The organism is Streptomyces bauhiniae (assembly GCF_004784475.1).
Classification (GTDB): Bacteria; Actinomycetota; Actinomycetes; order Streptomycetales; family Streptomycetaceae; genus Streptomyces; species Streptomyces seoulensis.
In genome coordinates this window covers 202,781-215,158 of sequence record NZ_SRRT01000003.1, presented here as the reverse complement: position 1 = coordinate 215,158, position 12,378 = coordinate 202,781, and the positions used below count along the sequence as shown (strand labels likewise).

Here is a 12,378-nt window from a genome sequence, read left to right as displayed (position 1 = left end):
GGTGTCACGCCCTGTCCGCGACGCGCTCGCCGAGCAGGCCCTGTGGCCTCAGCAGGAGCACGAGGATGAGGAGTACGAACGCCCAGACGTCTGCCCAGGACTGGCTGCCGAACTTGTCCATGCCGGGGATGTCCGCGATGTAGGCGGTGGACAGGGCTTCGGCGACGCCGAGGACGAGGCCGCCGAGCATGGCGCCGTAGATGTTGCCGATGCCGCCGAGGACGGCCGCGGTGAACGCCTTGAGGCCGAGGATGAAGCCCATGCGGAAGTCGATCTGGCCGTACTTGAAGCCGTAGGCGACGGAGCCGACCGCGGCGAAGGCGGCGCCGAGGGCGAACGCGATCACGATGATGCGGTCGGTGTTGACGCCCATCAGCTTGGCGGTGTCCGGGTCCTGGGCGGTGGCCTGCATGCCGCGTCCGGTACGGGTGCGCATCACGAAGTAGGCGAGGACGGCCATGCTGAGCGGGGCGGCGGCGACGAGGAAGACGTCTCCGGTCTGGATGGTGACGTTGCCGATCTCGAAGGGTCCGCCGGGGATGCTCGGGAAGGTGCGCGCGGACTTGGCCTCGGGGTACCAGGCCCACACGGCCTGCTGGAGGGCGAGGGAGAGGCCGATGGCGGTGATCAGCGGGGCGAGCCGGGGCGCGCTGCGCAGCGGCCGGTAGGCGAATCGTTCCGCTCCCACGGCGACGGTCACGGCGACCACGATGGCGCCGACCAGCATCAGCGGCAGGGCGATCCACATGGAGGTGCCGTCGGGCAGGATGTACACGTAGACAGTGAGGGCGCCGAAGGCGCCGGTCATGAATATCTCGCCGTGGGCGAAGTTGATGAGCTGGACGATGCCATAGACCATGGTGTAGCCGATGGCGACCAGCCCGTACATGGAACCAAGTAGCAGGCCGTTGACGAGCTGCTGCGGCAGTTCGTTCACCGCATGTCCTCCGAGCGTGGGATAAGCGACGGATGTGGCCGGAAGTGGCCGGATGCGAGTCCGCGCGGGGCGCCTCTTGAGCGCCCCGCGCGGCTCGGCTGGTGCGGCGGTGGGTCAGGAACCGTTGTAGGTGCCGGACTCCACGGCCTTCCAGGCCCCGTCCTTGACGGAGTAGACCGTGAGCTGCTTGTTGGTGGCGTCGCCGTACTCGTCGAAGGAGACCTTGCCGGTCACGCCGTCGAAGGAGACGTTCTGGAGGGCGGCGGTGACCTGCGCGCGGGCGTCGGAGGGCAGCTTGCCGTCGTTGTCGTCGACGACCTTCTTGACGGCCTCGATGATCGACCAGGCGGAGTCGTAGGAGTAGCCGCCGTAGGCCGCGTACGCCTCCTTGTAGCCCTCGGCCTTGTAGTCCGCGACGAACTGCTTGGCGGAGGGGAGGGTCTCCACCGGGGCGCCGACGGAGGTGGCGAGGTCGCCGGTGGCGGAGGCGCCGCCGAGCTTGATGAAGTCGTCGGCGTAGATGCCGTCGCCGCCGACCAGCGGGACCTTGGCGCCAGCCGCCTTGATCTGCTTGCTGAGCGGGCCGGCCTGCGGGTACTCGCCGCCGTAGTAGACCACCTCGGCACCGGAGTTCTTCACCTTGGTGGCGACCGCGGAGAAGTCCTTGGTGTCGGGGTTGATGTGCTCGGTGCCGACGACCTTGCCGCCCAGCTTCTTGAACTCGGCGGAGAAGGTGGCGGCGAGACCGGCGCCGTAGGTCTTCTTGTCGTCGATGACGAAGACCTTGGTCTTCTTGGCCTTGTTGTAGACGTACTGGGCGGCGAACGGGCCCTGGATGGCGTCCGTGGTCGCGGTGCGGAAGTACGACTTGTACGTGCGGGCCTTGGTCTTTTGCCAGTTGACGCCCTGGGTCAGCGCCGGGTTGGTGTTGGCGGGGGAGACCTGGGCCAGCTTGGCGTCGTCGAGGACCTTCTGCATCGACTCGGCGACGGAGGAGTTCAGCGGGCCGACGACACCGAGGACGCTCTTGTCGGTGACGAAGGCGGTGGAGTTCTGCTGGCCGGACGAGGGCTGGGCCTGGTCGTCCTTGGCGTCGATCTTGAAGGTGACGCCCTTGACGTACTCCTTCTTGTTCGCGGTCTTGACCGCGAGGTCCACCGAGTTCTTGATGCCGAGGCCCAGCGCGGACAGGTCGCCGGTCAGCGGGGCGTCGATGCCGATGGTGACGGTGGTGCCGCCCTTGGCGTCGGAGCCGTTGTCGCCGCTGTCGCGCGAGCCGCAGGCGGTGAGGGTGAGCGCTCCCGCGGACAGCGCGGCGGTGATGGCGATGAGCGAACGTTGACGCACGATCAGTCCTTTCCCTGGACGACCGCATCCCCATGGAAACGGTCGAGCCGCGCGCCTGGCCGAAAAGTGAATCCGGGGCGCGGTGACTGGCCGTGACTCTAAGCGTGTGATGGGAACGTGGAGGAGAGCTTGACCAAGGCTGTGACGCTCTTGTTATGACACGAGGTAATGCAGAGCGGTACGCCCTGGGGGGAACGCCGGAATTCCAGCCGATTCGCCCTGTCCACATGCTGAGAACGCGCAGCACCTGCCCTCAACTGTTCAGGCGTCTCGGGGGTTTTGGTGATGACGGCGCACTTTCGCCACAGGCTTCCCCGAGAGCGCGGGAGAGGTATCGGGTGTAGCGCGGACCGAGGATGAAACTCTGGGTTTGTATTGCGCGCGTATTACGCAGTGTTACTTCCAGGAAAGGCAGTGCGGCGTTTTTGGGCACCCTTCCGCATTCCGTGACACGCATGGTCACGGTGATCACCCGCGCGGAACCGGGTGCGGTCCGGAAGGGGGCGCGGGGCTCGGATTCGGCCGACATCCCGGCGTAGGGCTGGCTCACCCGGGTCACGGTGACCGGGGGTCCGGACTCCACGGTGAGCCGCACGTCGAAGGCGAGGCGGTGGGGTGCGGTGGTGCGGCCGGCCAGGAAGGTCACGGTCACCGTCTGTGCGGGAAAGGGGAGTTCGGGCGGGGGCGCCGGGCGCGGGCGGGTGACCCAGAGGGCGGCGCCGGCCGCCAGTACGGCGCAGGCGGTGGCCGGAATCAGTAGGGTGCGGCGCTGCCAGGGGCGGGGTGCCGGGCGTGGCTCGGCGGGCTCGCGCGCCCAGGTGTCCTCGCCGGGTTCCAGCGGGCCGATGCCGGTCACCGCCGGACTCCGGGCACAGTGAGAACGCCGGGCGCGATGAGAAGTGCCCCGCCCCGTCCCATGCGCCGAAAGCTACGGCGTGGGACGGGACGGGGCAATGGGGAGCGTCAGTCCTTCGCCGGGGCCTCGCCCGCCGGGAGGTCGCGCAGGAGGCAGGTCAGCCGGGCCGTGCAGACGCGGCGGTCCTGCTCGTCGGTGATGACGATCTCGTACGTCGCCGTGGAGCGGCCCCGGTGGACCGGGGTGGCGACGCCGGTGACCAGGCCGGAGCGGACGCCCCGGTGGTGGGTGCAGTTCAGGTCGACACCGACGGCGACCTTGGAGCTGCCGCCGTGCAGCATCGAGCCGACCGAGCCCAGGGTCTCGGCGAGCACCGCCGAGGCACCGCCGTGCAGCAGGCCGTACGGCTGGGTGTTGCCCTCCACCGGCATGGTGCCGACCACCCGCTCCGGCGCCGCCTCGATGATCTGCACGCCCATCCGCGTCCCCAGGTGACCGGCGGAGAACATCGCGGGCAGGTCCACACCGAGCGCCGCGTACTCGTCGATGATCTCCTGCGGGAATTTCACCTGCTGCTGCTCACCCATGCCCGGCTCCGTTCTCGTGCGCCTGTCCGGCGGCGACCCATATCACTGAGCGAACGCTCAGTCGGTCGCCGATTGTTCCAGACGCCCTTCCGGGCGCGCCTCCAGCCGGACCACCACCGACTTGCTGGCCGGGGTGTTGCTGGTGTCGGCGGTGGCGTCCAGCGGCACCAGCACATTGGTCTCCGGGTAGTACGAGGCGGCGCAGCCCCGCGCGGTCGGGTAGTGCACCACCCGGAAACCGGGCGCCCGCCGCTCCACCCCGTCGCTCCACTCACCCACCAGGTCCACGTAACTCCCGTCGCTCACACCGAGTTGGCGGGCGTCCTCGGGGTGGACCAGCACCACGCGGCGGCCGTCGGTGATGCCCCGGTAGCGGTCGTCCAGGCCGTAGATCGTGGTGTTGTACTGGTCGTGCGAGCGCAGCGTCTGCAGCAGCAGCCGGCCCTCGGGCAGCTCGGGGTGCTCCACCGGCGCGGCGGTGAAGTTGGCCTTGCCGGTGGCGGTGGGGAAACGGCGCTCGTCGCGCGGGGCGTGCGGCAGGGTGAAGCCGCCGGGGCGGGCGACGCGGGCGTTGAAGTCCTCGAAGCCGGGGACCACCCGCGCGATGCGGTCGCGGATCGCCGCGTAGTCCCGCTCGAACTCCGCCCACGGCACCGTGCTGTGCGGCAGCACGCGCCGCGCCAGCCGGGCCACGATGGCGGGCTCGGACAGCAGATGGGGACTGGCGGGCGCCAGCCGGCCGCGCGAGGCGTGCACCATGCCCATGGAGTCCTCGACGGTGACGAACTGCTCGCCCCCGCCCTGGACATCGCGCTCGGTGCGCCCCAGCGTCGGCAGGATCAGCGCGCGGGCGCCGGTGACCACGTGCGAGCGGTTGAGCTTGGTCGACACATGCACGGTCAGCCGGGCCCGCCGCATGGCCGCCTCGGTGACCTCGGTGTCGGGGGAGGCGGAGACGAAGTTGCCGCCCATGGCGAAGAACACCTTCGCCTCGCCGTCCCGCAGCGCGCGGATGGCCCGGACGACGTCGTAGCCGTGCTCGCGCGGCGGGGCGAAGCCGAACTCCCGCTCCAGCGCGTCCAGGAAGGCGGGCGCGGGGCGCTCGAAGATGCCCATCGTGCGGTCGCCCTGCACATTGGAGTGGCCGCGCACCGGACACACCCCGGCGCCGGGACGGCCGATGTTTCCGCGCAGCAGCAGGAAGTTGACCACCTCGCGGATGGTCGGCACCGAGTGCTTGTGCTGGGTGAGGCCCATGGCCCAGCAGACGATGGTCCGCTCGGAGGCCAGCACCATCTCCAGGGCCCGCTCGATCTCCGCACGGCCGAGCCCGGTGGCGGCCAGCGTCTCGTCCCAGTCGGCCTTGGCCGCCGCGTCCGCGAACTCCTCGTAGCCGTGCGTGTGTTCGCGGACGAACTCCTCGTCGACCGCGCCGTCCGTCTCCAGGACCAGCTTGTTCAGCAGGCGGAAGAGGGCCTGGTCGCCGCCGATGCGGATCTGCAGGAACAGATCGGTGAGCGCGGCGCCCTTGAGCATGCCCTGCGGGGTCTGCGGGTTCTTGAACCGCTCCAGGCCCGCCTCGGGCAGCGGATTGACGCTGATGATCTTGGCGCCGGACGCTTTCGCCTTCTCCAGCGCGGAGAGCATGCGCGGGTGGTTGGTGCCGGGGTTCTGCCCGGCCACGATGATCAGGTCGGCCCGGTACAGGTCCTCCAGCAGGACGCTGCCCTTGCCGATGCCGATCGTCTCCGAGAGCGCCGAACCGGACGACTCGTGGCACATGTTGGAGCAGTCGGGCAGGTTGTTGGTGCCCAGCTCGCGGGCGAAGAGCTGGTACAGGAACGCCGCCTCGTTGCTGGTGCGTCCCGAGGTGTAGAAGACGGCCTCGTCCGGCGAGCCGAGGGCCGCGATCTCCTCCGCGACGATGTCGAAGGCGCGCTCCCAGGTGACCGGCTCGTAGCGCTCGGCGCCCTCGGGCAGGTACATGGGGTGGGTGAGGCGGCCCTGCTGGCCCAGCCAGTAGCCGCTGCGCCCGGCGAGGTCGGCCACCGGGTGCACGGCGAAGAACTCCGGGGTGACCCGGCGCAGCGTGGCCTCCTCGGCCACCGCCTTGGCGCCGTTCTCGCAGAACTCCGCCATGTGCCGGTGCTCCGGCTCGGGCCAGGCGCAGCCGGGGCAGTCGAAGCCGTCCTTCTGGTTCACCCGCAGCAGGGTCAGCGCGGTGCGCCGCACCCCCATCTGCTGCTGCGCGATCTTCAGGGAGTGCCCCACGGCGGGCAGTCCCGCCGCCGCGTGCTTCGGCTCCCCTGTCCGCGGCGCGTCCTGCACCGGATCACCCTTGGGCGGCTTCGTCGCCATCGCCCGCTCCCCTTCGATCGTCTTTCTCACATCCGGGGTCCCCCGGCCCCGCCGCACAAGCATGCCCCGCGAGCGGCCGCAGCGGGAGCCCTGTGGACAGCGGGTGGGGACAAGCCCTGTGGACAGTGCGCGATCTTCCGGTGAAACGGTTCGCGGACTCGGCTGTCAGTGCGGCGTGGCAGGATCGGGGGCGTGGCAGAGACAGCATCGAAGAAGACCGACACCCCTCCCGGCGGCCGACCCCGCCTGATGCTCATGGACGGGCACTCACTGGCGTACCGCGCGTTCTTCGCGCTGCCCGCGGAGAACTTCACCACCGCGACGGGCCAGCCGACGAACGCGATCTACGGCTTCGCCTCGATGCTGGCCAACACCCTGCGTGACGAGGCGCCCACGCACTTCGCGGTCGCGTTCGACGTGTCCCGCAAGACCTGGCGCTCGGAGACGTTCACCGAGTACAAGGCGAACCGCTCCAAGACGCCGGACGAGTTCAAGGGCCAGGTCGAGCTGATCGGCGAGCTGCTGGACGCGATGCACGCGCCCCGCTTCGCCGTGGACGGCTTCGAGGCGGACGACGTGATCGCCACCCTTGCCACCCAGGCCGAGGCCGAGGGCTTCGACGTGCTGATCGTCACCGGCGACCGGGACTCCTTCCAACTGGTCAGCGAGCACACCACGGTGCTCTACCCGACCAAGGGCGTCTCGGAGCTGACCCGGTTCACCCCGGAGAAGGTTTTCGAGAAGTACGGGTTGACGCCCGCGCAGTACCCCGACTTCGCCGCCCTGCGCGGCGACCCGTCCGACAACCTGCCCGGCATCCCCGGCGTCGGCGAGAAGACCGCCGCGAAGTGGATCAACCAGTTCGGCTCGTTCGCCGAGCTGGTCGAGCGGGTCGAGGAGGTCAAGGGCAAGGCCGGGCAGAACCTCCGCGACCACCTGGAGTCGGTCAAGCTCAACCGCGTGCTGACCGAGCTGGAGCGCTCGGTCGAGCTGCCGAAGACGGTCGCGGACCTCGGCCGTGAGCCGTACGACCGCAAGGGCGTGGCGGCGTTCCTGGACACCCTGGAGATCCGCAACCCCTCGCTGCGCGAGCGGCTCTTCGCCGTCGACCCCGGCGCCGAGGAGGCCGAGGCCACCCCGGTCGTCGCGGACGGCGTCGAGGTGGACGGCACGGTCCTGGGCACCGGCGAGCTGGCCGGCTGGCTGGCCGAGCACGCCGGTGAGCCGCTGGGCATGGCCACGGTCGACACCTGGGCGCTGGGCTCCGGCTCGGTCGCCGAGGTCGCCCTGGCCGCTGCCGGGGGAGCGGCCGCCTTCTTCGACCCCGCCGAGCTGGACGAGGCCGACGAGCGGGCGTTCGCCGGCTGGCTGGCCGACCCCGAGCGGCCCAAGGTGCTGCACAACGCCAAGGGCGCCATGCGGGTGCTGGCCGAGCACGGCTGGAGTGTGGAGGGCGTGTCCATGGACACCGCGCTCGCCGCCTACCTGGTCAAGCCCGGCCGGCGCTCCTTCGACCTGGACGCGCTCTCGCTGGAGTACCTGCACCGCGAGCTGGCCCCGGCCGCCGCGGCCGACGGTCAGCTCGCCTTCGGCGGGGACGACGGCGCCGAGGCCGAGGCCCTGATGATCAAGGCCCGCGCCATCCTCGACCTGGGCGAGGCGCTGGAGACCCGGCTCGCCGAGGTCGGCGCGGCCGACCTGCTGCGGGACATGGAACTGCCCACCTCCGCCCTGCTCGCCCGCATGGAGCGGCACGGCATCGCGGCCGACCGCCCGCACCTGGAGACCATGGAGCAGACCTTCGCGGGCGCCGTGCAGCAGGCCGTGAAGGAGGCGCACGCGGCCGCCGGGCACGAGTTCAACCTCGGCTCGCCCAAGCAGCTCCAGGAGGTCCTCTTCGGCGAGCTGGCGCTGCCCAGGACCAAGAAGACCAAGACCGGTTACACCACCGACGCCGACGCCCTGGCCTGGCTCGCCGCGCAGACCGACAACGAACTGCCGGTGATCATGCTCCGCCACCGGGAGCAGGCCAAGCTGCGCGTCACCGTCGAGGGCCTGATCAAGACCATCGCCGCCGACGGCCGTATCCACACCACCTTCAACCAGACGGTGGCCGCGACCGGCCGGCTGTCCTCCACCGACCCCAACCTGCAGAACATCCCGGTCCGCACCGACGAGGGCCGCGCGATCCGCCGGGGCTTCGTGGTCGGCGAGGGCTTCGAGTCCCTGATGACGGCCGACTACAGCCAGATCGAGCTGCGCGTCATGGCCCACCTCTCCGAGGACGCCGGCCTGATCGAGGCGTTCACCTCCGGCGAGGACCTGCACACCACGGTCGCCTCCCAGGTGTTCTCGGTCGGCCGGGACGCGGTGGACGCGGAGATGCGGCGCAAGATCAAGGCCATGTCGTACGGCCTCGCCTACGGCCTGTCCGCCTTCGGCCTCTCCCAGCAGCTCAACATCGACGCCGGCGAGGCCCGCGCGCTGATGGACACCTACTTCGAGCGGTTCGGCGGAGTACGGGACTACCTGCGCCGCGCGGTCGACGAGGCGCGGGCGACGGGCTACACGGCGACCCTCTTCGGCCGCCGCCGCTACCTGCCCGACCTCAACAGCGACAACCGCCAGCGCCGCGAGGCCGCCGAGCGGATGGCGCTGAACGCCCCGATCCAGGGCACCGCCGCCGACATCGTCAAGATCGCGATGCTCCACGTCGACCGGGCGCTGCGCGAGGCGGAGCTGAAGTCCCGCATGCTGCTCCAGGTCCACGACGAAATCGTGCTGGAGATCGCCCCCGGCGAGCGTGCTGCCACCGAGGAGATCGTCCGCCGCGAGATGGCGAACGCCGTCAGCCTGCGCGCCCCGCTGGACGTCTCGGTGGGCGTCGGCCCGGACTGGGAGTCGGCGGCGCACTGAGCCAACGGAAACCCCGCGGGGAGCGGCCCTCCCCGCGGGGTTTCACTCACGTGGCCCCCGCCAGAACGCAGCCCCCGCCCGCCACCCGCGAGACTGCGGGCATGGGTATACGCATGCTTCACCGCCTGAGGCCCGCCCCGCGGCACGGCAGTACGGAGCGTACGGACACCGGACCGGCGCCGGAGGCGTCCGGGACAGCCGTGCCCGTCGTCGCGGCCGGTGCCAGCGCCGCCCGCCGCCCCGCGCACCCGCTGACCGGCGTCCGCCGGGCCGGCGCCGCCACCCGCCGGGTCCTGGCCGCAGGGGCCCGCCGCCTCCCCGACCGGCACGCCTGCGCCGACCTCGTACGCGGCTATCTCGCGCTGCTGCTGACCCACCTGCCGAAGGCACGCCCCCGGCATACGCTCACCGTGTTCGTGGCCTCCCTCACCGACCGCCCCGCCCCTGCCGCCCCGCGCCGACCGTCGCGCCCCGCGACACCGGGTCCCCGCTCGGGACGGAAGCGGGCCTAGCACCGCCGGGCCGCCACACCCGGAGCGCGCCCGCGTACAGCACCACCCCGAGCAGCAGGCCCGCGCCCGCGCCGAAGCACACCGTGGGCACCAGCTCCCAGGGCCGGGCCACCGCACCCCAGTACGCCCACCAGCGCACCGCCCGTACCACCGCCGCGCCCAGCGCACAGCCCACCAGCACGGCCAGCGCCCAGCACCGGTCCCGTACGGAGAGCAGCGGCACGCCCAGCGGGTCGGCGGCTGGGGCCGCGCGGAGCGCCCGTACCAGGAAGACGGTGATCCCGACGGCGGCCAGGGCCGAGGTGCCGTACTGGAGCCACTGGAAGAGGGGAATTCCGGCCATCGTGCGGGCGAGCACCGGGACCAGGTCGGTGCCCCAGCGGTCGTGGTGGGTGAAGGCGTCCCACACCACGTGCGTGACCCCGCCGAGCACCGCCGAGACGTACCACCACAGCGCAAGGGACGCCCGGACCCGCGCGCGGGGTGCCCCGCACCGCAGCAGGGCGGCGGGCCTCGGCTGCCAGCGCCGGGGGAGCAGCGCCACCAGCGGCTCGCGCACCAGCAGCCAGAGCGCCACCAGCGCCCAGGAGATCAGCACGTCCACGGTGAGCACACTGGTGAAGGAGTGCGTGAACGTCCCGAACTCCATCGCCTCCGCGTGGACGCTGGCCGCGTAATACGTCAGGTCCGGCGCGAAGGAGCCCGCGACGAGCACCGCGGGGACCAGCGGCCCCCGCCCGGTCCCGTCCCGGCGGACGGCGGGCAGTACGGCCGCGGCATGGCTGAGTGTGAACGGCAACGAAGTCCTCCCGGAACGGCCGGCACGGGCCGCGCCGGTGATCGCGCGCCCAGTATGCGTGATCCGCCCCCACCGGCCGCGCGGGCGACGGGAGTCGGCCAAGTCCGGAAAACGCGGGCGCCACGGGTGCCTCGGGACAGGGGAGTTGACGTAGGGTCGGCCGGGGCGCATCTGTCGTGCACACGGTCAGGTGACCCACCCCACAGACCACAGGGCGGCACACCGGGCAACCGTGGCACCGGCTCGGCCGTCACACCTTCAGTCGGGACAGGCGCAGACGGACGCCGAGGGCGTCCACGGGAGGGGTTCACTCTATGGCGGCGCACAAGGGCAGGCGGCTGCGCAAGGGAGCGGCGACGACCGCGGCGGCCGCCTTGGCGGTGGCGGCACTCTCCGCGTCCCAGGCACCGGGCGCGACCGGCGCCCCCGAACCCCTCCAGACCAGCGCGGGTCACAGCACCCCCGTGCCAGAGGCGTCGGCGGACGGCAACGCCACCGGCAACTCCCCGTACTACACGGACCTTCCGCCGCTCAACAGCCCCCTGCCGAGCCCGTCCTCCACGATCGGCACGCCCGTCTCGCGGGGCGAGGGCGAGGCGGGCATCCCCGCGACCGTCCTGGACGCCTACCAGAAGGCCGAGGCCGCACTCCGCGCCGCCAAGCCCGGCTGCAACCTGCCCTGGCAACTCCTCGCCGCCATCGGCAAGGTGGAGTCCGGCCAGGCCAGAGGCGGCCGCGTGAGTGCCGACGGCACCACGATCAGCCCGATCATCGGCCCCCAGCTCGACGGCAACGGCTTCGCCCTCATCAAGGACACCGACCACGGTGCCTACGACGGCAACAGCTCCTACGACCAGGCCATCGGCCCGATGCAGTTCATCCCGTCCACCTGGGCCTGGGCGGGCCGCGACGGCAACGGCGACGGCAAGGCCGACCCGAACAACGTCTACGACGCCGCCCTCGCCGCGGGCCACTACCTGTGCCGCAACGGCTGGGACCTCTCCACGGAACGCGACCTGCACCGCGCGATCCTCAGCTACAACAACTCCACCGACTACCTCAACCTCGTGCTGAGCTGGGTGGATTACTACCGCAAGGGCACCCACTCGGTCCCGGACGGCTCCGGCGGCGTCCCCAGCCACCGCAGCGACGACGACCTGCCGCGCACGAGCAGGCCCGCCGGTCCGGGCACGGCCTCGCCGAAGCCGACGAAGCCGGGCAAGCCCTCGAAGCCGGCGAATCCGCCCAAGTCAAGCCCGAGTCCGGACCCCACCACGCCCGGCAGCCCCTCGCCCGAGCCGACCCCGCCGGCCGGGACACCCACCCCGTCCGACACGGTGGACCACCTCGTCTCCCCGGACCTGGACGGCACCGAGCTGACCGCCACGGCCGGAGACGCCTTCGAGCGGCGGATCGGCGCCCGCGCGGTGACCAAGGACGGCAAGTCCGTGGCCAAGATCCGGGTGCGGTTCACCATCAGCGGCGACACCGACGCCACCTTCACCGGCGGCGAGCGGGTGGCCACCATCGCCACCGACGCCAAGGGCGTCGCCCTCGCCCCGCAGCTCCTCGCGGGGGAGCAGGCCGGCACCTTCAAGATCAGCAGCGTGGTCGTCGGGCACGCGGCCAAGGGCGTCGGCTACACGGCCACCGTCACCCCGCGCCCCGCCGACAAGCTGGTCCGCACCTCCGACACCGCGCTGACCAGCGCTCCGGGCGGCGAGTTCGGGCAGGTCCAGGTGAAGGCGACGTACAAGGGCGCCCCGGCGGCCAAGGTCGGCGCCACCGCCACGCTGATCAAGTCCGCGGCCAACCCCAGCGCGAACATCGTCGGGCCCTACTTCAAGGACGCGAACGGCCAGCCCGTCCGCACCCTCACCGGGCTCACCACCGACGCGAACGGTGTCGTCACGCTGCCCAAGCTGTACGCGGACCTGTTCAGCGGCACCTACCTGCTCCGCGTCACCACGCCGGGCGGTGGCAGCGTCACCGTCGAGCTGAAGGTGTCGGTCCTGGCGAGCGCCTCGGCCAGCCCCTCGCCGAGCCCGTCGGCCAGCTCCTGAGGT

Annotated in this window: 9 protein-coding genes; 3 read left to right on the top strand and 6 right to left on the bottom strand. The window is 71.5% G+C overall.

Annotated elements, in window-relative coordinates:
• Positions 1-4: 4 nt before the first annotated feature.
• The 5 genes from E5083_RS11045 to E5083_RS11025 all read right to left on the bottom strand — a co-directional run bounded on the left by E5083_RS11045 (position 5) and on the right by E5083_RS11025 (position 6,085).
• The gene (locus E5083_RS11045; protein ID WP_031182872.1) at positions 5-937 is read right to left on the bottom strand and encodes a branched-chain amino acid ABC transporter permease; all 933 of its coding nucleotides are present in this window, start codon (positions 935-937) and stop codon (positions 5-7) included.
• Positions 938-1,051: 114 nt separating this feature from the next.
• Positions 1,052-2,284 carry a branched-chain amino acid ABC transporter substrate-binding protein gene (locus tag E5083_RS11040; protein ID WP_135785473.1) on the bottom strand — a complete coding sequence of 411 codons (1,233 nt, stop codon included), beginning with the start codon at positions 2,282-2,284 and terminating at the stop codon, positions 1,052-1,054.
• Positions 2,285-2,537: 253 nt separating this feature from the next.
• Positions 2,538-3,140, bottom strand: coding sequence for a Tat pathway signal sequence domain protein (locus tag E5083_RS11035; RefSeq protein ID WP_135785472.1), 603 nt, complete (start codon positions 3,138-3,140; stop codon positions 2,538-2,540).
• Positions 3,141-3,247: 107 nt separating this feature from the next.
• Complete coding sequence (locus tag E5083_RS11030; protein ID WP_135785471.1) at positions 3,248-3,727, bottom strand: PaaI family thioesterase; 480 nt, start codon at positions 3,725-3,727, stop codon at positions 3,248-3,250.
• Between the two features lie 57 nt (positions 3,728-3,784).
• Positions 3,785-6,085 carry an FdhF/YdeP family oxidoreductase gene (locus E5083_RS11025; RefSeq protein WP_135785470.1) on the bottom strand — a complete coding sequence of 767 codons (2,301 nt, stop codon included), beginning with the start codon at positions 6,083-6,085 and terminating at the stop codon, positions 3,785-3,787.
• 192 nt (positions 6,086-6,277) lie between these two features.
• Between E5083_RS11025 and polA the strand changes: the two genes are divergently transcribed.
• Both polA and E5083_RS11015 read left to right on the top strand, forming a co-directional pair.
• On the top strand, positions 6,278-9,001 hold the full coding sequence (polA, locus tag E5083_RS11020) for a DNA polymerase I (RefSeq protein ID WP_135785469.1): 2,724 nt from the start codon (positions 6,278-6,280) through the stop codon (positions 8,999-9,001).
• Positions 9,002-9,102: 101 nt separating this feature from the next.
• The gene (locus E5083_RS11015; protein WP_244317473.1) at positions 9,103-9,513 is read left to right on the top strand and encodes a hypothetical protein; all 411 of its coding nucleotides are present in this window, start codon (positions 9,103-9,105) and stop codon (positions 9,511-9,513) included.
• On the opposite strand, the gene E5083_RS11010 is transcribed toward E5083_RS11015, so the two are convergent.
• Positions 9,428-10,312 (bottom strand): DUF4184 family protein, encoded by an 885-nt coding sequence (locus E5083_RS11010; RefSeq protein ID WP_135785468.1) that lies wholly within the window; start codon positions 10,310-10,312, stop codon positions 9,428-9,430. The two genes, E5083_RS11015 and E5083_RS11010, sit on opposite strands and share 86 nt — an antisense overlap.
• Before the next feature lie 314 nt (positions 10,313-10,626).
• Between E5083_RS11010 and E5083_RS11005 the strand changes: the two genes are divergently transcribed.
• Positions 10,627-12,375 (top strand): lytic transglycosylase domain-containing protein, encoded by a 1,749-nt coding sequence (locus E5083_RS11005; RefSeq protein ID WP_135785467.1) that lies wholly within the window; start codon positions 10,627-10,629, stop codon positions 12,373-12,375.
• Positions 12,376-12,378 lie beyond the last annotated feature (3 nt).

Coding starts and splice junctions, on each gene's coding strand:
- E5083_RS11025 (WP_135785470.1), bottom strand. CDS start 6,085: ATGGCGACGAAGCCGCCCAAGGGTGATCCGGTGCAGGACGCGCCGCGG.
- E5083_RS11005 (WP_135785467.1), top strand. CDS start 10,627: ATGGCGGCGCACAAGGGCAGGCGGCTGCGCAAGGGAGCGGCGACGACC.
- E5083_RS11015 (WP_244317473.1), top strand. CDS start 9,103: ATGGGTATACGCATGCTTCACCGCCTGAGGCCCGCCCCGCGGCACGGC.
- E5083_RS11030 (WP_135785471.1), bottom strand. CDS start 3,727: ATGGGTGAGCAGCAGCAGGTGAAATTCCCGCAGGAGATCATCGACGAG.